The sequence below is a fragment of the Methylobacterium sp. WL12 genome, from assembly GCF_008039475.1.
GTDB classification, from domain to species: Bacteria; Pseudomonadota; Alphaproteobacteria; order Rhizobiales; family Beijerinckiaceae; genus Methylobacterium; species Methylobacterium cerastii.
Window position 1 is genome coordinate 1 of the sequence record NZ_VRUW01000083.1, and the last position, 20,475, is coordinate 20,475.

The following is a 20,475-nucleotide window of genomic DNA, read 5'->3' on the forward strand; positions in this document are numbered from 1 at the left end:
GGTTTCCGGCCTGGAAGCTTCTCCCTCAGCCATCGGCCGACCACCGCCCAGAGGCTTGGGGCCTTGCACGCACCTCCAGGCGCGGTCGTCGGGACGCCGCACAGGAAGAGCACGTTCGCCACGCAGCGGGCCGTGTAGGCCCCCCGACTGAAGCCCACGAGGTAGATGCGGTCGCCCGGCTCGTAGTGGTCGATGATGAAGGCGTAGCAGTCGGCGATGTTCTTGGTGATGCCGAGCCCCGTCACCGAGGACAGGAGCTTTTGGAGTTTCCGGTAGGCGGCCACGAAGCCGGTGGCGGAGCCGTCGGTCCCGAGGCCGGGGTCGTAGAACGCGACCTGTTCCCTCGGGTCGATGCCGCTGTCCGGGCCGACCCGGCAGACGCGGTAGAGCTTGTAGACGTTACTCAGCCTCTGCTCCTCGCGGAGCCCGCCCTCCTGGCCTGTGCCGTCCGAGAAGACGACGATGTTCTTGGGCATGACGCAACGCGCCTCCTGGCGCCGCTCGGGCGGCGGGCCCGGCGCATCGGCCGGGTCCGCCACGATGGTCTCAGCGCTCCTTGCGGACGCCCTTGAACGGGGTGCCGTCCTTCTTGCCGTCCATGAACCTGCCGGTGTCGGAATCCCGCTTTGTCCAGGTAGCGGTTCTCGGGTTGTGGACCTGGGAGCGGTCGCGGACCGCTCCGTTGCGGTGTCCGTCGCCGGACGGGGGGTTGGTGGCCATGGTCTTCTCCGTCGAATGCACCGGGGCGTCGCCACCGGTCCTGGGATACGTCAGGATGCATCCGCGATCCGGGGTCGTTGGCGCCGGGGCGGCCGAGGGGTCCTGACGCGGAGCCCACGGTCCGAGGAGGGGTGCGGCATAGGGACTGGGCGCCGACGCAACCTCGTGGTTTTCGTTAATATCTTGCAAATTGCCTTGTTGCAAGATAGGTCGGGCAAATGGGGCAAATCATGACACCAGCATCGACGGGCACCCGACTGAAGGCGCTGCGCGAGCGCCGCGGCATGTCCCAGGAGCAGCTTGCCCAGACCTTCGGATTCAGGAACCACCAGACCATCGCCCAGATCGAAGGTGGGCAGAGGAAGCTGTCCGCCGAGGAGCTCGTCACCGCCGTGCAGGCGTTCGAGGTCGACCTCGACTACTTCACGAACCCGTTCCTGATCGTCGGGGAGGCACGGTTCTCCTGGCGACGCCGGGCCGAGCTCGAAGCCACTGACCTCGACGCGTTCGAGGGCAAGGCCGGCGAGTGGATCGGCGCGTATCGCGAGTTGTGCGTGACGACCGGCTGCGGCCTCTCGCCCATCGTGCACCGGCTGAACCTGACCAGGTTCGACAGCTACGAGGCGGCCGAGGCCGCCGGCGAGGGCGTCGCCGCCTTCCTGAAGCTCGGGGCGGTTCCGTCGCGGCGTCTCGCCGAGGCGATGCAGGAGGAGCTCAAAATGCTCGTCCTGATGGTCGACGCACAGTCCGGCATCTCCGGGGCGGCGTGCCTGGTGCGCGACCTGGGCGCCGTCCTCGTCAATCGGAACGAGCCCGTCGGGCGTCGCAACTTCGACCTCGCGCACGAGCTCTTCCACGTGCTGACCTGGGACGCGATGCCCCCCGAGCGACTCGACGACGGGGTCGGTTCCGGCAAGATCCAGAAGCGGATCGAGACGATGGCGGAGAAGTTCGCCTCCGCCCTGCTGATGCCGCGCGAGGTGCTCGCCAACCATCAGCCGGCCGAGATCGACCACGACTGGCTCAACCGTACGGCGACCGCGCTCGGCGTGTCCTCGGTGGCGCTGAAGTGGCGGTTGGTCAGTCTCGGCCTGACGGATGCGGACACCGCCCGCACCTTCGACGACCGGTTCCTGAGCCGCAACGGCGCGCCGGACGGGCATCGGGACGAGGTACCACCGCTCTTCGGCCGCCGGTTCATGACCGTCATGGCCGCCGGCATCGAGAAGGGACAGGTCTCCGTCAGACGCGTGGCGAAGCTGCTCGCCGTGAGCATCGACGAGCTCGGGGAGCTGTTCGACGAACACGGCATCCCGCGCCCGTTCGACATGTGAGGCGCCGATGCCGGTGCATCGCGGTCCCGTGCTGACGGACGCGAACTCGGTGATCGAGGCACATCGCGTCGGCGCCTGGGCCGCGCTCTCGTCCCGGTACCGCATCGTGATGGTCGAGAAATGCGTCGAGGAGACCCAGACCGGGTTCCAGAATCGACGCCCCGAGGAGACCATCGACCGGACATCGCTGGTCGGCTCGCTTTCCGAGTACCATCCCGACGACCGGGTCCGGATCATGGAGCTGCAGCTCGACCCGGGCGGCACCGTCCTCGACGCGGGCGAGATGTCGCTCTGGGCCCATGCGCTTCCCCGCACCGACGACTGGGTGATCTGCGGGGCGGACGCGGCGAGCATGAGGTTCGGGTACGCCCGGGGCAAACGCGCCCGGCTCGTGAACCTCGGGAGCCTGCTCGCCGATATCGGTTACCGTCCCGATCCGCCCTTGCGGGGGAACTACGGGAAGGCGTGGCTGGACGACCTGATCCACCGGATGGTCATGGGCCTGCTCTGAGCCCGTCCGTTTCGTGGGCGCCACTTGAGGGACACGACCCAGAGACGGGTCGGGGTTATGCAAAATCCGACGTCCACGTTCCACGGAACGTGCGGTCCGACCGTCCTGTAGTCTCAGATATCCGACCGGTGCGAACGCGGCCTAGCATCTCGTCATCGCCACCGACCGGAGCACGGCCATGACCGAACGCAACATCCCCGCAGTCGACGCCATACTTCGGGAGGCACTGAGCACCGTGCGGCCGACCCACCTCCTTTCCGAAGCCGTTCGCCGGACGACCAAGGGCGCTCGCTGGAAGGGACGACAGAAGATGACCCGGGAGGATGCTCTGGCCGCCACCCGCGTCGTGACCGACCTGGTACGGCGTCATGGGCTGAGGGCGACCACGGTCCTGCAGCGCGACGGCAGGGCGTCGGGACGCGGCCAGACCTATCGTTTCTTCCTGACCGAGGAGGAGATGGCGACGGGCGCGATCTCCCCCGAGCGTTCCCTGGCGAAGGAGATCTCGGCCCATGTCGACAACGTCCGGGCCGTGGCGGCGGCCGCCCGTGCGGCCGGGCACGAGGTCGACGAGGATTCGATGATGGCCTAACTGGCGGAGGCCGTCGCAGGCTTCCTCGATCAGTTCCGGGACAGGTCCGACGAGGACCCGGACACCGAACTGTCCCGGGACATCCGCAGCATCGCGACATGGCTGGCCAAGCCGAGCCGGCGGTTCGAGTTGGTCCGGTGCCTCTCCGGTGCGAACCGCCTGGACCTCGACTACGACCGCGTGACCGGCGAGATGTCCCACGTCGGGCAGGACGTCAGCCCCTATGCCTACGGCGTCATGCCTTGGGTGGCGCTCAGGACGCGTTCGGTCGCCCGTGGCGACTGCATCGTCTACCGCCGTGACGAGGTGGAACTGGCCGAGGAGACCCGTGACAGGGAAGGCGGCGGCCTCTCATTCTACCCGAACCCCGGGATGCACGAGGTCGGGCGCGGGGGTGCCCTCGTTTGCGGGAAGGTCAGGCTCGGGGTCTGCGTGGACGGGGCCCGGGGGCGCCGCATGATGTTCACGGTCGACCACGTCACGTATGCGAGCACATCGCTCTCGATGGATGCGGCTTCCGGGCTGCCGGGGACGCCGCGGCATCTCGCCTGCCCAGGCATCCCCGAGGTCGGCGACCCGAAGCTGGCTTCGGATGAGGTCCACTACGTCCAGGTCGCATCCGCTCTCGAATACCTTTGCCCGGATTTCGAGGCCTACGTCGCCGAGGCTTTCGGCGAGGGGAGCCGGTACTGTGTCGGGGAGGCCATGTACGCCCGGCGGTTCCTCCCCGTCACACCCGAGACCTGTCGGTTCCTGCTGGATGGTGGCGACCGCGATGCGGTCTTCGCTTGGCGCCATTTCGCCGGCGTGCCCGAGGAAAGCGTCCTGCCGTCGTCCGCGATCAACGACGAGGGCGTCGAGTCCTGGCTCATCCGGGAACGGGACTCCGAACTCCTCTACGACCGAGGGGAGACGGGCTTGGTCGGGCTGCTGGAAGCCGAGGCGATGAAGAGGACGCAGGCCTACGACGACTTTCTGATGAGGTCCGAGACCGGGGCTCGCAGGCGCAAGCTGGAATTCCGGTCCCGGACGCGGGGGTGATCACCCGGCGAATGCGCGGGAGGTCTTCCGGACCCCGTGGGTGGCGGCCTTCACTAGGGCGAGGGGCGAGGGTGTCGTGGTCGCCTGCGGGACCCGGATCACGGGGAACCTTCGATCAGGCTTCGGATGCGGCTCGCGAGGGCCTCCAGGGCGAAGGGTTTCACCAGGATCTCCATGCCGGGGGCGAGGTGGCCGTGGTTGAGCGCGGCGTTCTCGGCGTAGCCGCTGATGAACAGCACCTTGAGGCCGGGCCGCGAGACCTTGGCTGCGTCCGCCATCTGCCGCCCGTTCATCCCGCCGGGCAGGCCGACGTCGGTCACCAGCAGGTCGATGCGCACGTCCGACTGCAGCACCTTGAGGCCGGAGGCGCCGTCCGCCGCCTCGATGGCGGCGTAGCCGAGATCCTCCAGCACCTCCGTGACGAGCATCCGCACCGTGGGCTCGTCGTCGACCACGAGCACTGTCTCTCCAACCTTGGCCCGGGCTGCCGCCGACAGGTCCGGGACCGCCTCGGACGCCTCGGCCTCGCCGCGGTGACGGGGGAGGTACAGGCAGACCATCGTGCCCTTGCCGGGCTCGGAGTAGATCCGCACCTGCCCACCCGACTGCTTGGCGAAGCCGTAGATCATGCTCAGGCCGAGGCCCGTACCCTCGCCCATGGGCTTGGTGGTGAAGAACGGGTCGAACGCCTTGGCAACCACGTCGGGCGCCATGCCGGTGCCGTTGTCCGAGACGCAGAGCGCCACGTATTGCCCGGGCTCCAGGTCGCGCTCGCGGGCGGCAGACCGGTCGAGCCAGCGGTTGCTCGTCTCCACCACGATGCGGCCACCGTCCGGCATGGCGTCCCGGGCGTTGATGCACAGGTTGAGCAGGGCGTTCTCAAGCTGGCTCGGATCGACCAGGGTCGGCCACAGGCCGCCGGCGCCGACCACCTCGACGGACACCGCCGGCCCGACCGTGCGGCGCACGAGCTCCTCCATGCCCTCGATCAGCCGGTTCACGTCGGTCGGCTTGGGCGCCAGAGTCTGGCGCCGCGAGAAGGCGAGCAGGCGGTGCGTCAGGGCCGCCGCCCGCCGGGCCGCGCCCTGGGCAGCCCCGATGTAGCGCTCCAGGTCACCCATCCGACCCTGGAGCATGCGCGTCTGCATCAGCTCCAGCGAGCCGACGATGCCCGCCAGCATGTTGTTGAAGTCGTGCGCCAGCCCGTTCGTGAGCTGGCCTACCGCCTCCATCTTCTGCGATTGGCGCAATGCCTCCTCGGTCCGTGCGAGCGCCTCGGCCGGGGCCTTGGCGGCGGTCACGTCGCGCACGGTGGCGTAGATCAGGCCACCGGTCGGGACCGCGTTCCAGGAGAGCCAGCACCAGCTTCCGTCGCGATGGCGGTAGCGGTTCTCGAACGACATCTGCGCGTCGCCCCGCGCCAGACCACCGCGGCTTCCTCGGTCAGGGCGCGGTCGTCGGGATGGACGAAGTCGAGGAACGGACCCGCCTTCATCTCGGCCTCGGTCCAGCCGAGCGTCGCCGTCCAGGCCGGGTTGAGGCTGACGAAGCGGCCGTCGAAGTTCGCCACGCAGAGCATGTCCGAGGATGCCCGCCAGATCATGTCCCGCTCGGCCCTGACCCGGAACTCGATCCACGCGCGACGGTCGAGCAGCGTCCCCGCTATCGTAAGCCCTCGACAGGAGTTCCAGCACGTCGGTCAACCGACCTCGAAGGCCCGGGGCTCCTGAGTTCACCGGCGTTCCTCCAGCGGAGCAGCTCGGCTTCCCGCAACTCGTGTGACTCGAACCACCGAACCGATGACGAGGTCACCCGGTTTCGTAGTCGGGGCCGTCGACGAGCCCCTCAAACTTAAGACGCGGCGGAAAGCCGTGCGCCGACCCTGAACGGTCGCACATCGAATCCCGAGGAAACCTGATGCAAACCCCCAAGTTCGACGACGGCAACATCATCTGGCGGACGCTCGACTGGCTGCCGCACATCGCGTTCTTCGTCTACAAGGTCGACGAGGAGAACCGCATCGTCGACGTGGTCTTCAAGTTCGCGGCGAACCGGAAGGTGATGCTGCACCGGCACAAGAGCCCTTACGTGACGCTCGTGATGCAGGGCGAGCTCAGGTTCTACCGTGAGGACGGGACCCACAAGGAGACCCGCCCGACGGGCAGCTACGTCTCGGGCGTGGCGAACGGTGACCCGCACATGGAGGGCGGCGGCGACGAGGACGCCATCGTGTTCTTCAGCAACCGCAACATCGAGGACGCGCTCTACGAGTTCCTCGACGACGCCGGCAATCCCGTGCAGGTGCTCGGCATCGCGGACTTCAAGGCGCAGCTGGAAGAGCAGGTCGCGACGGGGACATACGGGAAGGTCACCGCCAGGGCGGCATGACCACCACGGATGCAGCGATGGCGGAAGCATCCCTGCATCCGTCACGGGCCGCCGACCGTCGCGAAGGCGGATCCGGCCCGATCCAGGGCGTCGGAGGCGCGTGGTCATGCTTGTCAGCCAATCGGGGGAGGCGTCGACCGGCGTGGTCTCGGTGGCCTTGGGGTAGCCCAAGGCGATCATCATGCCGTTCATCCCGGGCATCGCCACGTCGGGGAAGACGACGTCGAACCGGTGGAAGATCGAACGACGGGGACCCGCCCGGGACCTGCATCACCGCGAGCGTCCGCCCCTGGGTCGGGCGCACCGACGCGCTTCTTACCGTGCTCGCCCTCGCGAACGTCGCGCTCGCCGTATCGCTTCGGCGCGTCGCGTAGTCCCTGTCCCTTCCTCGCCGACATGCGATGTGGCATCCTCCGTCCGTGACCTTCTGGCTCGCCCTTCGGCGGCTGCTCCCGCTCCTGGCGGTGCTCGGCCTCGCCCTCGCGCCGGTGACCGCCTCCGCGGCCGCCTCGGGCATGCGCGCGCCGACGGCCGTTCAGGGTCACGCCATGGCGATGCCTGACGAGGCCATGGACGACATGGCCGGGATGGCCATGGACGAGATGCCGTGCTGTCCCAAGGAGCGGCCGGACATGCCCGACTGCTCGAAGGGCTGCCCGTTGATGGCGCTCTGCCTGGCGAAGGTCGTCACCGGCCTGCCGGTCGCCGTCGGACTTCCGGGCCGCGTTGCCGGCGTCGAGGGGCCGATTTGGGGCGTCACCGCCTCCTTCGACAGCCTCTCGCAAGGGCCGCCCACCGAGCCTCCCCGAGCCTGAATTCGATGCCGCCGGCGTGAGCGCCGGCCGATCCCGCGCGCCTGAAGGCCCGGGTCCCATCGTTTTCAGGAGATCATCGACCGTGTCCAACACATCGTTTTCGCGCGCCCTGCCGGCTGCGCTGCTCGGCCTCGCCCTCACTGCCGCGGCCCGGGCCGACACCAAGGACTACGAGTTCCAGCTGGTGAAGGACGAGGCCAGGCAGGGCGAGGCCATCCTCGACGTCCGCCTCGTCGACAAGCGCACGTCCAAGCCCGTGCCGAACGCCGTCATCTTCGCCAAGCGCATCGACATGGCGCCCGACAGCATGGAGGAGATGACCTCGAAGATCGAGCAGCTGCCGTCACCGGAGCCGGGCGTCTACCGGTTCAAGGCGAAGCTGACGATGGCCGGCGGCTGGCGCCTCTCGCTCGGGGCCAAGGTGCAGGGCGAGACCGGCACCGTCGAGAACAGGCTGGTGTTCAAGGCCACCAAGTGAACCGGTCGGCTTGGGCAGCCGGGACCCTCGCCGCGCTCGCGGCGGGGGTTTTGGGGTATGGCGCTGGGCACGAGGGCAGCCCCGTGCCGGGGCTCGTCCGGCAGGCGCGGACCGGGTTCGCCCATTGGCTGCCGGGAACTCGGCAGCCGCCTTCGGTACCCGTTCGGGTCCCGGCCAAGGCGACGGGTCCGGTGGTCTACTACCGGGACCCGGACGGGAAGCCGGACTACGCCGCGGAGCCGACACGCACCGCGGACGGTCGAGACTACCGCGCCGTCCGCGCCAGCGAGGACGTGCGCTTCGACGAACCCGACGAGGCGGAGGCGATGCCGGACCCCGGGCACGGCGACATGGCCATGGGTCAGGCCATCACGCCCGCGGGGACCCGCAAGGTACGCTTCTACCGCAACCCGATGGGCCTTCCGGACACCTCGCCGATTCCGAAAAAGGATTCGATGGGGATGGACTACCTCCCCGTCTACGAGGGCGAGGACACCGACGACGGCACCGTGAGGATCTCGCCGGGCAAGCTCCAGCGCACCGGGGTACGGACGGCGGTCGCCGAGCGACGGGTCCTGTCGATGCCGGTGCGCGCGCCGGGCGCCATCGAGGAGGACGAGCGCCGGATCTCGGTCATCGCGATGCGCACGGACGCCTTCATCGAGAAGGTCGAGGCCGTCACCACCGGCGACCACGTCCACAAGGGCCAGCCGCTCCTGCGCCTGTTCTCGCCGGAGATGAACGCGGCCGCGGCGCAGTACCTCACCGGCATCGGCTACGAGGGCGCCCGCCGGCGCCTGGAGAACCTCGGCATCCCGTCCGAGGTCATCGACGAGATCGAGCGTACCCGAAAAGTGCCCTCGACCATCACGTGGTCGGCGCCCCGCGACGGCGTCGTGGTCGAGCGCAACGTCTCGGACGGCATGCGCGCCAAGTCCGGCGACACCCTGTTCAAGCTCGTCGACCACTCGCGGGTCTGGGTCCTGGCCGACGTGACCGAACGCGACCTGGCGGCCGTGGCGGAGGGCCAGACGGCGACCGTGCGCGCCAGGACGTTCCCGGACCGCGTCTTCACCGGCGCGGTGACCCGGATCTACCCGCACCTCGCCATGGGGACCCGGACCGCCCGCCTGCGCATCGAGTTGCCGAACCCGAACGGCGACCTGCGCCCGGGGATGTTCGCCGACGTGACGATCGCCACCGGCAGCGACAGGCCGGTGGTGGCGGTGCCCGACGACGCCGTAATCGACACCGGCACGAAACAAGTCGTCCTGCTCGACAGGGGCGAGGGCCGCTTCGAGCCGAGACCGGTCAGGCTCGGCACCCGTGGCGACGGCTACGTCGAGATCCGCGACGGCATCGTCGCCGGCGACCGCGTGGTGACCTCGGCCAACTTCCTGATCGACGCCGAGAGCAACCTGAAGGCGGCGCTGCAGGGGCTTTCGGAGCCCAAACCCGACCCGGGCCCGCAGGCTGCGGCCGAAGGGAAGGCGCCATGATTGCCCGTCTGATCGCCTGGTCGGCCCGGAATCTGGTGCTGGTCCTGATCGGGACGGTGTTCGCGGTCGGAGCGGGGCTCTACGCCTTAAGGACCCTGCCGCTCGACGCGATCCCGGACCTCTCGGACGTCCAGACCATCGTCTACACCGAGTACCCCGGGCAGGCGCCGCAGGTCATCGAGGATCAGGTCACCTACCCGCTGACCACCGCGATGCTGACGGTGCCCCGGTCGAAGGTCGTGCGCGGCTTCTCGTTCTTCGGGGTGTCGTTCGTCTACGTCATCTTCGAGGACGGCACCGACCCGTACTGGGCCCGCAGCCGGGTGCTCGAATACCTGAACACCGTGGCCAAGCGCCTGCCGGCCGGCGTGACCCCGACCCTGGGGCCCGACGCGACCGGGGTCGGCTGGGTCTACCAGTACGTCGTGGTCGCCAAGGAACGGACGCTGGCCGAGCTCCGGTCGCTGCAGGACTGGGTCGTCCGCTTCGGGGCGTCGCGCGCCGAGGGCGTGGCGGAGGTCGCCGGCGTCGGCGGCTTCGTGAAGCAGTACAACGTCGTGGTCGATCCGAACCGGCTGCGGGCGCAGGGCATCACCCTGTCCAAGCTCCGGGAGGCCATCCGGGCGAGCAACGCCGACGTCGGCGGCCGCACCGTCGAGCTCTCCGAGTTCGAGTTCGTCGTCCGCGGGCGGGGGTACCTCAAGAGCGTCGCCGACATCGAGAGCATCGTCCTGAGGACGGAGGCGGGCACGCCCCTCCGGGTGAAGGACGTCGCCCGGGTCGAGCTCGGTCCCGACGAGCGCCGCGGGATCACCGAGATGAACGGCGACGGCGAGGTCGCCGGCGGGATCGTGCTGCAGCGGTTCGGGGCCAACGCCCTGAACGTCATCGAGAACGTGAAGGGCCGCCTTGCCGAGGTCGCCGCCAGCCTGCCCAAGGGCACGGAGATCCTTCCGGTCTACGACCGCTCGCACCTCATCGAGGCGGCCATCGAGACGCTCAAGGGCACGCTGATCGAGGAGAGCGCCATCGTCGCCCTCGTCTGCGTCGTGTTCCTGCTCCACGTCCGCAGCGCGCTGGTGGCGATCCTGATGCTGCCGGTCGGCATCCTCATGGCGTTCGCGGGCATGAAGGTTTTGGGGCTCGGGGCCAACATCATGAGCCTGGGCGGCATCGCCATCGCGGTGGGCGCCATGATCGACGCCGCCATCGTGATGATCGAGAACGCCCACAAGCACCTGGAGCGGGCACCGCCGGACAAGCCCAGGGTCGAGATCCTGATCGAGGCGGCAAGCGAGGTCGGGCCGTCGCTGTTCTTCTCGCTCCTCATCATCACCGTGAGCTTCCTGCCGATCTTCACCCTTGAAAGCCAGGAGGGGCGCCTATTCGGTCCGCTGGCCTTCACCAAGACGTTCGCGATGGCGGCGGCGGCGGTGCTGTCCCTGACCCTCGTCCCCGCGCTGATGGTGCTGTTCGTCCGCGGGCGGATCATCCCCGAGCACCGCAACCCGGTGAACAGACTCCTGATCTGGATCTACCGACCGCTCATCGCAGGCGTCCTGCGGGCGCGGGTGCTCACCATCCTGTTGGCCCTCGTCGTCCTGGCGGCGACGGCATGGCCGGCGAGCCGGCTCGGCTCCGAGTTCATGCCCGACCTCGACGAGGGCACCTTGATGTACATGCCGACCACGCTGCCGGGCATCTCGGTGACCAAGGCCGGGGACCTGCTCGCCACCCAGGACAGGATCATCAAGTCGTTCCCCGAGGTCGCCTCGGTCTACGGCAAGGCCGGTCGGGCCAACACCGCGACCGACCCGGCGCCGTCCGAGATGTTCGAGACCATCGTCAACCTGAAGCCGAAGGCGGAGTGGCGACCCGGGGTCACGACGGCGAGCCTGAAGGCCGAGATGGACGCCGCGCTTCAGTTCCCCGGGGTCTCGAATGCCTGGACCCAGCCGATCCGCGCCCGCATCGACATGCTCTCGACCGGCATCCGTACGCCGGTCGGGATCAAGGTGCTGGGGACGGACCTTTCCGAGATGGAGAAGGTCGCCCGCCAGGTCGAGGCGGTGGTGAAGGCGGTGCCGGGCACGTCGAGCGCCTACGCCGAACGGGTGCAGGGCGGCTACTTCCTCGACATCACCCCCGACCGCGAGGCGCTGGGCCGGTACGGGCTGACCGTCGGCGACGTGCAGGACGTGATCGGGATGGCGCTCGGCGGCGAGAGCGTCACCAACACCGTCGAGGGCCGCGAGCGCTACACCGTCAATGTGCGCTACCCGCGCGCCTTCCGCTCCGACCCGCGCTCCATCGCCTCCGAGGTTCAGGTGCCGATCCCGGGTGGGGGCACGGTACCGCTCGGTGAGGTCGCCAAGGTTCAGTTGAACCGTGGCCCGACCCAGATCCGGACCGAGAACGGGCAACTCGCGGTCTTCATCTACGTCGACGTCGCCGGTCGCGACCTCGGGGGCTACGTCGCCGAGGCGCGGGCGGCGGTCGCCAAAGAGGTGAGCCTGCCGCAGGGTACCCTCGTGCAGTGGAGCGGTCAGGTCGAGTACCTCGACCGGGCGACGGCCCGGCTCAAGGTCGTGGTGCCGCTGACGCTGCTGATCGTGTTCCTGCTGCTGTACCTCAACTTCCGTCGACTGACCGAGACCCTGATCGTGATGCTGTCGCTGCCGTTCGCGCTCGTCGGCGGGGTCTGGCTGATGTGGTGGATGGGCTTCAACCTGTCGGTGGCGGTGGCCGTCGGCTTCATAGCACTGGCAGGCGTCGCGGCCGAGACCGGGGTGATCATGCTGGTCTACCTCGATCATGCGCTGGCCGAGATCCGGGCCGGATGCGACCGCGCCGGACGGGCACTCACCCGTGCCGACCTGCGGAGGGCCATCATGATCGGCGCGGTGGAGCGGGTGCGTCCGAAGATGATGACGGTGGTCGCCATCATGGCCGGGCTCCTGCCGATCCTGTGGAGCACCGGATCGGGCTCTGAGGTTATGCAGCGGATCGCGGTCCCCATGATCGGCGGCATGGTCTCGTCGACCGTCCTGACCCTCGTGGTGATCCCGGCGGTCTACGGCCTGGTGAAGGGCTGGGGACTGCCGCGGTCCGAACCGAATGCCATCGACCCCGAGGCCCGACTTGTAACGTTATGAACACACAGGGCGGAAAACCCCGAAGCGACATTGACGCTGGGCCATTCCCTCAGGTCCTGTATGTCCGACGGTTCCTCCCCGGAGGATCAAAAGGGAACGCGGTGAGGATGAGGTCCGAAAGGGCCTTCCCGAAGCCGCGGCTGCCCCCGCAACTGTAAGCGGCGAGCCCATCATCAACACGTCACTGGGTCTTCGGGCCTGGGAAGACGATGAGAGGGCGGTGACCCGCGAGCCAGGAGACCTGCCGTCAGTCGTGGTCACACGCGAAACGCATCGGGCGGGGTGTCCTGATGGGTGTCGAGGCGCCCGGCTGCCCTAACGGCAGGCAAGCGCCCAGGCCTCGTTCGCGGTGACGTGCCACAGACGTCGCCCGAGGCTTGTCCCGTGTCCTTTCCTTCCCGAACCGCGTGCTTGCGCACGCTCGCGCTCGCCTGCGCCGCCCTTTCCGGTCCCGTGCTCGCGCAACAGGCCGCCGCCCCCTTCGCCGATGTCCCGCGCGGGGCCGAGGCGGCCGTCACGCTCTCCGAGCTTTCCGTCTCCGCCACCGGCGTGCCGACGCCCGTCGACCAGGTCGGATCAAGCGTCACCGTGCTCACCGCCGCCACCCTGGAGGCCCAGCAGCGCCGCACCGTCCCGGATGCCCTCCAGCAGGTACCGGGCCTCAACGTCGTGCAGACCGGCGGCCCGGGCGGTCAGACCTCGGTGTTCATTCGCGGCTCGAACTCGAACCACGTGAAGGTGCTCATCGACGGCATCGACGCGACCGACCCGTCGAACCCGAACGGCTCCTTCGACTTCGGGCAACTCCTGACCGACGACCTCTCCCGCATCGAGGTGCTCAGGGGTCCCCAGAGCGGCCTCTATGGCAGCGACGCCATTGGAGGCGTGATCTCCTTCACGACGAAGCGTGGCGAGGGACCGGCCAGGGCCACCGCGCGGATCGAGGGCGGCTCGTTCGGTACCTTCAACCAAAGCGGCAGGATCAGCGGGTCGGAGGACGGCTTCGACTATTCGGTCTCGATCCAGCACTTCCGTGCGGCCGCGACACCGGTGACGCCGCCGAACCTCGTCCCGTTCGGCCGGGCGATCCATCCGAATTTTTACGACAACGAGACCGTCTCGGCGAAGTTCGGCTACCAGTTCACCGACACCTTCCGTATCAACTCGGTGACGCGCTTCATCAATTCTCGCCTCCTATTCACGGGCACCGACTACAGCACCTTCCCAGCCTTCCCGGCGGCGTTCCGGAGTGCCGCCGACGTGCAGCAGGTCTTCACCCGAAACGAGGCCGAATGGACGCCGTTCGCCGGCTTCCACAACCTCTTCGCCATCAACTACTCGAACCTGTTCAACAGACAGCAGGGGCCCCTCGACCCCCTTGCAACGCCGGACGCGACGACGGGCCTGGGTCAGCGCACGCGCTACGAGTACCGCGGGGACTACCAGCTCTCGCCCGGCAATCTGATCCTGTTCGGCGCGCAGCGTGACGACGAGAGCCTGTCGACCACCGACCCGAGCCCGTTCGGGGCCGGCAACCTGCGGGCGAGGAACGGCAACACGGCCGGCTACGGGGAGGTGCAGCTAACGCCCTTCGAGCGGGCGGCGTTCGTGGCCAACATCCGCCACGACGAGAATGACGCCTTCGGGCCGGCCACCACTTTCCGCGTCGCGCCGAGCTACATCCTGCCCTTCACCGAGACCCGGATCAAAGGTAGCGTCGGCACCGGCTTCAAGGCGCCGACCCTGAGCCAGCTGTTCCAGAGCTTCCCGGCCTCGAACTTCTTCGCCAACCCGAACCTCAGGCCTGAGGAGAGCCTCGGCTACGACGCCGGCATCGAGCAGCCCCTGGGGGACCGCGTCCTCGTCGGCGCGACTTACTACGCCAACGACTTCAAGAACCTCATCACCTCGAACGCGACGTTCACCTCGAACGAGAACGTCGGCCGGGCCGAATCGTACGGGGCGGAAGCCTTCGTCGCTGTCCGGTTCTCCGATACCCTTACGAGCCGGGTCGACTACACCAACACGGTGACCAAGAACGAGATCACCCACCAGGAGCTCCTGCGACGGCCCCGCCACAAGGGCAGCGCGACAGCCTTTTGGACCCCCCTCCCGGGCCTGACCGTCAGCGGGACCGTGATCGTGCTCGGCCACTTCGTCGACGGCAACCGCGACTTCTCGGTGGCCCGGCTCAAGAACCCGGGCTTTACCCTGGTCAACTTCGCGGTGAACTACGACGTCAGCGAGACGGTGAGCGTGTTTGGGCGGGTCGATAACCTATTCGACCGCCGCTACGAGAACCCCACCGGCTTCCTCGGGGCAGGCCTCGCCGTGTACGGCGGCGTCCGCCTGACCGCGTTTTGAGACCGCCGATGGCACGACGGTCCGGCTTCGCGGTCCTGACGGCGATGCTGGCGGTCAGCCAAATCTGGTCGATTGCCGCTGGGATGGCCGCCCCGGCATCCGGGGGACCCCGGCAAGTCGTCTCGATGAACCTCTGCGCGGACGAGCTAGTCCTTCGGCTTGCCGACCGCGATCAGGTCGCCGCCGTGACCTACCTCGCCCATGACCCACGCGGCTCGACCGTCGCGCGGGAGGCGACGGGCATCGCAGTGACACGCGGCCTGTCGGAGGAGATCGTCGCCCTCCGGCCCGACCTCGTCGTTGCCGGTGCCTTCACGACGCGGACCACGGTGGGCCTGCTCAAGCGCGTCGGCTTCCCCCTTCTCGAACTCGGCGTACCCAACGACTTCGAGGGGGTGCGGGCCCAGATCCGGACCGTCGCCGCGGCCCTCGGGCACCCGGCGCGCGGCGAGGCGATGGTCGCGGACCTCGACGCTCGGCTGGCCGAGGTAATGCCGGCGGCCAAACCCTTGCGGGCCCTTGTGATGCGTCCGAACGCCTTCACGGTGGCACCCGGCAGCCTTGGCGATGCGATCATCCGCGCCGCCGGCCTCGTCAACGTTGCGGCGGAACTCGGTCGCGACCGCTTCGGCCAGGTCCCGCTGGAAGCGGCGGCCTTGGCCGACGCCGACCTCATCGTCCTCGACGAGGGGGAGCCCGGCGCGCCGTCGCTGGCCGATGCCCTGCTGCATCATCCCGTCCTCGACGCGCTGCGCCGGCAGGGGCGTACCGTCTCGATTCCGAACCGGCTCTGGACCTGTCCAGGTCCGCAGGTCGCCGAGGTCGTGGCCTTACTCGCTGCGGCGGCACACCAACGGGCGGCACGATGAACGCTCCCCTCCCGCCTCCCATGCGGGTCGACCGGGCGGTCGTCGGACCCCGCGCGGTCGTCTGGATACTCGGCCTGCTTGTGCTCGTCCTGACAGTCGTGTCCATCGCGGTCGGGTATGCCCCCTTCGACGTCCTAGCGGCGGCTGGCGACCTCATCGGCGGACGGGCGACCCTCCCGGCGCTGGTGCTCTGGGAACTGCGGCTACCCCGCGCCCTGCTCGGGGCCCTCGTCGGCTTCAGCCTTGGGCTGACCGGGGCGGCGATGCAGGGCTACCTGCGCAACCCGCTCGCCGATCCCGGCATCCTCGGCATCTCCTCCGCGGCGGCCCTTGGGGCCGTGGTGGTTTTCTATGGCGGCTTCGCAGCCTCGCTTAGCCTGGCCCTCCCGCTCGGCGGGATCGCCGGCGCCGCCGTGGCGGCGCTCGCCCTGAACCTCGTCGCCGCCAGAGGCGGCACCAACTTGGGATTGATCCTCGCCGGCGTCGCCCTGTCGAGCCTCGCCGGCGCCATGACGGCGCTGGTGCTAAACCTGTCGCCCAACCCCTACGCGGCCCTGGAGATCGTGTTCTGGCTGATGGGGTCGCTCGCGGACCGCAGCATGGACCATGTCTGGCTATGCCTGCCGCTGATGGCGGTCGGCTGGGGCCTGATGCTGTCCACCGGCCGCGCGCTGGATGCCCTGACGCTGGGCGAGGACACAGCTGCGAGCCTCGGCTTCCATCTGGTCTCAGTCCGCCTGCGCCTCGTGACGGGCGCGGCGCTGGCTGTCGGCAGTGGCGTGGCCGTCAGCGGCGCCATCGGCTTCGTCGGCCTCGTGGTGCCCCACCTCGTGCGACCGTTGGTTGGCGCGCGTCCCGGCGCCAGCCTGCTGCCGAGCGGACTGACGGGGGCGGCCCTGGTGCTTGCCGCGGACTTGGGCGTTCGTCTCCTGGCGACGCGCCCGGAACTCAAGCTCGGTGTGGTGACTGCGCTCGTTGGGGCACCGTTCCTGATCGTGCTCCTCCTGCGTGAGCGAGGGCGCGGCGCATGAGCCTCGCGACCGCAGCTCTCGATGTCCGCCTCGGCGGGCGTGCCATCCTCTCGGATATCACCCTGTCCCTGGAACGCGGGACCCTCGTCGGTCTGGTCGGTCCGAACGGCGCCGGCAAGACCACCCTCCTGCGCACCCTCGCGGGCTTGGTCGCCCCGACCAAGGGCCGCGTGGATCTCGACGGTATGCCGCTCAAGGGCATCTCCCGCGACGCGCGCGCCAAACGCATCGCGGTGCTTTTCCAGGGCGCGGGGGCCGGTTGGCCGATGCAGGTGCGTGACCTCGTCGCCCTTGGCAGGCTACCGCATCGACGCGCGTTCGGTGACCTCGATGGCGTCGATCACGCCGCCATAAACCGAGCGATGACCCGGACCGACGTCGCGCGCTTCGCCGAGCGGACCGAACCGACCCTGTCCACGGGCGAGCGGATGCGCGTGCTGCTGGCGCGGGCGCTCGCCGTCGAAGCGGAGTGGTTGTTGGCCGACGAACCGATCACCGCCCTCGACCCTGCCCACCAGCTCGACGCCATGACGCTGTTGCGGAGCGTGGCCCTGGCCGGCACCGGCGTCGTCGCCGTCCTGCACGACCTCTCCCTCGCGGCCCGGTTCTGCGACCGGATCGTGGTCCTGGGCGAGGGACGTGTCGCCGCCGATGGACACCCGGACGTTGCGTTGACCGACCGGCTACTTTCGGACGTCTTCGGCGTCACGGTTTGCCGTGGGGCTGGACCAGACGGAACCGCCTATATCCTGCCCTGGAACCGTTCGGGGCCTCTCACGGAGGAGATCGATGCAGCCTTCCCCCACCAGCCCTGATGCTGTCGTGGCCCTCCTGCGCGAGGCACTGGCCGATCCGGGCACGGCCTGGAGCCTCGGCAGCTTCGGTGCCATCGCCGAGTTCATGCGCGATCCCGACGAGCCTGTCCTGGCCCTCCCTGACGATCGCCTGGGACTTGCGACCGCGCGCGGGGCCATCGCCCTGACGCCGAGTTCCGACCTGCGGCCCGTCGCCTACGAGACAGCGGTCGCCTCGGGCTGGAACCACGCCATCGCGCTTTGCTTGCCGGAGGCGACTTGTACGATGAACCGCAGGACCGTGGTGACGGAGCTCGGGCCCGACCGGAACGCCGCCCGGGTCGAGGATCGCGACGGTATCCTGTTCGACCTCGGCCTCGGCCTTCTCGCTGTGGATGCCTGCGTGCGGGTACGCGATCCGGAGGCCGTCGAGCGGCTCCGGGCCGGCGTCGGCATGCCGCTATTCGACCGCGCCAACCCCATCGGGCCGCATCTCGTCGCCATGAGCCCGCACCGGGTGTTCCTGGCGCGGGCCGGGCGCGTCGAGGTCTATGCCCCGATCCCCGGGTCCGGCGGTACCAGTCCTGAAGGTCCGCACACGCATGTGCTGCCGAAGCTCCTGCGCAGCGGTCGGACCCATGCCGCCACGACCCCGATCCCGGCGGGCTGGGTACCCTGCGGAGGCCTGCATCCGGCGCACCCCTACAAGGACATGATGGGCGAGCGCATTGCCTTCGATGCCGGCCGCTACGAAGCGTTCCAGAAGATGCTCGACCATTGGGGTGATCCGGAACTCGTGGCGATCAAGCGCGGCGGGCCCGAGGCGCCCGGCGGCACGGTGTCGACCCGCCACGCCCAGGGCGCACGGCGGGTCGCCGAGGCCCAGGCTCGTTACCTACGGGGCGAGATCATCGAGGGCTCGGCGAGCGACGACGAGGATGCGGAGGCGACGGCCTGACCGTGACCCGGACGGTGCCCGGCAGGAATCGTCCGGGGGCACCGCAGAGGGTGATCGGCCTGATCGGCTGTCCGGGCGCGGGGAAGACGACCTACGCCCGCCGCTTCGACCCTCTCGACGGCTGGGTCCACCTCACCCTCGACGACTTTCGGCAAACACTCTGGCCGCCGCACCGGCAGGTCTACTGGGAACTCAGGCAGGGCTCCCGTGACCATGCGGCCCGGGACCTCCTGCACCGGGTCAAGGAAGCAGCCCTGGATGCCGCCCTGACGAACGGCTTCAGCGTGGTGATGGCGGACACCCATCTCACCAGATCCGTGTTCGAGCGCGAGCTCGGGATCGTCGCCCGACACGGGCTCACCGTGGAGTGGAAAGTGTTCGACGTGCCGTGGGAGGTCCTCAAGTCCCGCAACGCGGAGCGCGGTCGCGTGGACCCGTCGCATCGCCAGCCGGATGAGGTCCTCCGGTTCACCTACGAGGTTTTCCAATCCCCGGACGCGTGGTGGCGTAGCTTGCCGCCGCAGCAGGTCGAGGTCCTGACCTGACGGACGGAGTGCGCGATCCGTCTTCCCAGGTGTTGCCGGCAGGGCATAACCCCTCGTGCATTGCACTCGGTCCGTTGACGGGCATGGGCGTCGGCATGTTAGCTCGGCCGTGACGGTTCCTCCCCGGAGGATCAAAAGGGAACGCGGTGCGGGGGTAGCCCCAACGCCGCGGCTGCCCCCGCAACTGTAAGCGGCGAGCCCTTCGCCACCGACGTCACTGAGCGGCCTCGCTCGGGAAGACGGTGAAGGGCAGTGACCCGCGAGCCAGGAGACCTGCCGTCAGTCGTGGTCACACGCGAGACACGCTGGGCGGGGTGCCCCGGCGGGTGCGGAAGCATGCGCACTGCGCGTGGTTCGGCCTCGTTCGCGGTGACGTGCCACTGCCGTCGCCCGAGGCCCATCAACGTGTCCCGTTCACCGTCCATCCCGCTGATGTCCGTGCTGGCCCTGTCCTGCGCGATCCCCGCCGCCGTCGCTGCCCAAGGGGCGCCCTCTAGCGAGACCGCCGTGGTGCTCGATGCGCTCTCGGTCGAGGGGACCCTCACCGCCATGCCGACCTACCGGGTGCCGGAGCTCTACAGCGGCACCAAGACGGTGACGCCGCGCCGCGACCTGCCGCAGCAGGTCGACGTAATCCCCCGGGAAGTCCTGATTGACACAGCCGCGACCCGCGTCGAGCGCGCGCTCGACTACGTGCCCGGGGTCGGAAAGCAGAACGATTTTGGCGCTCAGAACCTCGCCCTTTACTCCGTTCGGGGATTCGCGACCCAGGACATCTTCTTCAATGGCTTCAACATCGCCCGCGGCTACAACGGCGCCCCCGACACCCAGAACGTCCAGTCCATCGAGGTCCTGAAGGGCCCGGCCGGCGCCCTCTATGGCCGCAGCGATCCGGGCGGGACCGTGAATATCCTCACCAAGCAGCCCGTAGCCCGACCCTTCGTCGAGATGGGCACGCTGTTCGGCAGCTTCGGCACCGCCCGCACCACGGTCGATGCCGGCGGTGCGCTGAGCGAGGACGGCAGCGTGCTCTACCGCTTCAACGGCGTCCTCGCCCGCCAGGACAGCTTTCGCGACTTCGTCGGCGGCGACCGGGTGCTCTTGGCGCCCGTGGTGAGCTGGCAGGTCACGCCCGACACCAAGATCACGTTCGAGGCGCAGTACCTGCGCAACCGCCAGACCTTCGACCGGGGCACCGTCGCGGTGAACAACCGCCTCGGCCTCGTCCCGCGCTCGCGCTTCTTCGGCGAGCCCGGCGACGATTCCGTGTCGGAGGCCGGGATCCTGCAGGTCCGGTTGGAGCACGCCTTCAACACCGACTGGCATTTGCGGGTCGCCACGCACCTCAACACCGGTAGCCTCACCGGCCTGCAGACCGGCG

Annotated in this window: 18 protein-coding genes, 1 pseudogene and 2 riboswitches; of the genes and pseudogenes, 16 read left to right on the top strand and 3 right to left on the bottom strand. The window is 69.1% G+C overall.

Features of this window, described 5'->3' with window-relative positions; all coding sequences use genetic code 11:
* Nucleotides 1–476: DUF2235 domain-containing protein (locus FV226_RS22260; RefSeq protein ID WP_246691692.1), on the bottom strand; the 476-nt coding region annotated here is incomplete at its 3' end.
* Nucleotides 477–546: 70 nt separating this feature from the next.
* Complete coding sequence (locus tag FV226_RS22265; RefSeq protein WP_147764602.1) at nucleotides 547–720, bottom strand: hypothetical protein; 174 nt, start codon at nucleotides 718–720, stop codon at nucleotides 547–549.
* A gap of 230 nt (nucleotides 721–950) precedes the next feature.
* Here FV226_RS22265 and FV226_RS22270 point away from each other — a divergent pair, with 230 nt between their 5' ends.
* From FV226_RS22270 to FV226_RS22285, 4 genes are all read left to right on the top strand, one after another.
* A complete protein-coding gene (locus FV226_RS22270) occupies nucleotides 951–2,054 on the top strand; it encodes an XRE family transcriptional regulator (RefSeq protein ID WP_187278822.1) in 1,104 nt (367 codons plus the stop codon).
* 7 nt (nucleotides 2,055–2,061) lie between these two features.
* Nucleotides 2,062–2,565, top strand: a complete 504-nt coding sequence (locus FV226_RS22275; protein ID WP_147764604.1) for a hypothetical protein — start codon at nucleotides 2,062–2,064, stop codon at nucleotides 2,563–2,565.
* 178 nt (nucleotides 2,566–2,743) lie between these two features.
* Nucleotides 2,744–3,157, top strand: a complete 414-nt coding sequence (locus FV226_RS22280; protein ID WP_147764605.1) for a hypothetical protein — start codon at nucleotides 2,744–2,746, stop codon at nucleotides 3,155–3,157.
* A 129-nt stretch (nucleotides 3,158–3,286) separates the two neighbouring features.
* Nucleotides 3,287–4,198 (top strand): hypothetical protein, encoded by a 912-nt coding sequence (locus FV226_RS22285; protein WP_147764606.1) that lies wholly within the window; start codon nucleotides 3,287–3,289, stop codon nucleotides 4,196–4,198.
* Nucleotides 4,199–4,296: 98 nt separating this feature from the next.
* Here the strand turns inward: FV226_RS22285 and FV226_RS22290 are convergent.
* Nucleotides 4,297–5,813: pseudogene (locus FV226_RS22290) on the bottom strand (ATP-binding protein); the annotation flags it as partial.
* Between the two features lie 302 nt (nucleotides 5,814–6,115).
* Between FV226_RS22290 and FV226_RS22295 the strand changes: the two are divergent.
* The 12 genes from FV226_RS22295 to FV226_RS22355 form a co-directional block, all read left to right on the top strand.
* Entirely contained in the window at nucleotides 6,116–6,586 is a 471-nt protein-coding gene (locus tag FV226_RS22295) for a regulator (protein WP_147764607.1), read from the top strand.
* A 419-nt stretch (nucleotides 6,587–7,005) separates the two neighbouring features.
* Nucleotides 7,006–7,401 carry a hypothetical protein gene (locus tag FV226_RS22305; protein ID WP_147764608.1) on the top strand — a complete coding sequence of 132 codons (396 nt, stop codon included), beginning with the start codon at nucleotides 7,006–7,008 and terminating at the stop codon, nucleotides 7,399–7,401.
* An 82-nt stretch (nucleotides 7,402–7,483) separates the two neighbouring features.
* Nucleotides 7,484–7,879, top strand: coding sequence for a FixH family protein (locus tag FV226_RS22310; protein ID WP_147764609.1), 396 nt, complete (start codon nucleotides 7,484–7,486; stop codon nucleotides 7,877–7,879).
* A complete protein-coding gene (locus FV226_RS22315; RefSeq protein ID WP_147764610.1) occupies nucleotides 7,876–9,378 on the top strand; it encodes an efflux RND transporter periplasmic adaptor subunit in 1,503 nt (500 codons plus the stop codon). Before FV226_RS22310 ends, FV226_RS22315 begins: the two co-directional genes overlap by 4 nt.
* Entirely contained in the window at nucleotides 9,375–12,533 is a 3,159-nt protein-coding gene (locus FV226_RS22320; protein WP_147764611.1) for a CusA/CzcA family heavy metal efflux RND transporter, read from the top strand. The genes FV226_RS22315 and FV226_RS22320 overlap by 4 nt, the downstream gene beginning before the upstream one ends.
* 51 nt (nucleotides 12,534–12,584) lie before the next feature.
* A riboswitch (cobalamin riboswitch) is annotated at nucleotides 12,585–12,797 on the top strand.
* Nucleotides 12,798–12,944: 147 nt separating this feature from the next.
* Nucleotides 12,945–14,897: a TonB-dependent receptor gene (locus FV226_RS22325; RefSeq protein ID WP_246691693.1), complete on the top strand. Its 1,953-nt coding sequence runs from the start codon at nucleotides 12,945–12,947 to the stop codon at nucleotides 14,895–14,897.
* A gap of 83 nt (nucleotides 14,898–14,980) precedes the next feature.
* A complete protein-coding gene (locus tag FV226_RS22330; protein WP_246691695.1) occupies nucleotides 14,981–15,766 on the top strand; it encodes an ABC transporter substrate-binding protein in 786 nt (261 codons plus the stop codon).
* Nucleotides 15,763–16,797 (top strand): iron ABC transporter permease, encoded by a 1,035-nt coding sequence (locus FV226_RS22335; protein WP_147764613.1) that lies wholly within the window; start codon nucleotides 15,763–15,765, stop codon nucleotides 16,795–16,797. Before FV226_RS22330 ends, FV226_RS22335 begins: the two co-directional genes overlap by 4 nt.
* The gene (locus tag FV226_RS22340) at nucleotides 16,794–17,612 is read left to right on the top strand and encodes an ABC transporter ATP-binding protein (RefSeq protein ID WP_147764614.1); all 819 of its coding nucleotides are present in this window, start codon (nucleotides 16,794–16,796) and stop codon (nucleotides 17,610–17,612) included. Before FV226_RS22335 ends, FV226_RS22340 begins: the two co-directional genes overlap by 4 nt.
* On the top strand, nucleotides 17,587–18,549 hold the full coding sequence (locus FV226_RS22345) for a hypothetical protein (RefSeq protein ID WP_147764615.1): 963 nt from the start codon (nucleotides 17,587–17,589) through the stop codon (nucleotides 18,547–18,549). The genes FV226_RS22340 and FV226_RS22345 overlap by 26 nt, the downstream gene beginning before the upstream one ends.
* Before the next feature lie 50 nt (nucleotides 18,550–18,599).
* Nucleotides 18,600–19,094, top strand: coding sequence for an AAA family ATPase (locus FV226_RS22350; protein ID WP_147764616.1), 495 nt, complete (start codon nucleotides 18,600–18,602; stop codon nucleotides 19,092–19,094).
* A gap of 96 nt (nucleotides 19,095–19,190) precedes the next feature.
* Nucleotides 19,191–19,390: riboswitch (cobalamin riboswitch) on the top strand.
* Nucleotides 19,391–19,499: 109 nt separating this feature from the next.
* A partial coding sequence (locus tag FV226_RS22355) for a TonB-dependent receptor plug domain-containing protein (RefSeq protein ID WP_246691694.1) occupies nucleotides 19,500–20,475 on the top strand: 976 nt, incomplete at its 3' end.

Coding starts and splice junctions, on each gene's coding strand:
- FV226_RS22265 (WP_147764602.1), bottom strand. CDS start 720: ATGGCCACCAACCCCCCGTCCGGCGACGGACACCGCAACGGAGCGGTC.
- FV226_RS22270 (WP_187278822.1), top strand. CDS start 951: ATGACACCAGCATCGACGGGCACCCGACTGAAGGCGCTGCGCGAGCGC.
- FV226_RS22275 (WP_147764604.1), top strand. CDS start 2,062: ATGCCGGTGCATCGCGGTCCCGTGCTGACGGACGCGAACTCGGTGATC.
- FV226_RS22280 (WP_147764605.1), top strand. CDS start 2,744: ATGACCGAACGCAACATCCCCGCAGTCGACGCCATACTTCGGGAGGCA.
- FV226_RS22295 (WP_147764607.1), top strand. CDS start 6,116: ATGCAAACCCCCAAGTTCGACGACGGCAACATCATCTGGCGGACGCTC.
- FV226_RS22320 (WP_147764611.1), top strand. CDS start 9,375: ATGATTGCCCGTCTGATCGCCTGGTCGGCCCGGAATCTGGTGCTGGTC.
- FV226_RS22330 (WP_246691695.1), top strand. CDS start 14,981: ATGGCCGCCCCGGCATCCGGGGGACCCCGGCAAGTCGTCTCGATGAAC.
- FV226_RS22335 (WP_147764613.1), top strand. CDS start 15,763: ATGAACGCTCCCCTCCCGCCTCCCATGCGGGTCGACCGGGCGGTCGTC.
- FV226_RS22340 (WP_147764614.1), top strand. CDS start 16,794: ATGAGCCTCGCGACCGCAGCTCTCGATGTCCGCCTCGGCGGGCGTGCC.
- FV226_RS22345 (WP_147764615.1), top strand. CDS start 17,587: ATGCAGCCTTCCCCCACCAGCCCTGATGCTGTCGTGGCCCTCCTGCGC.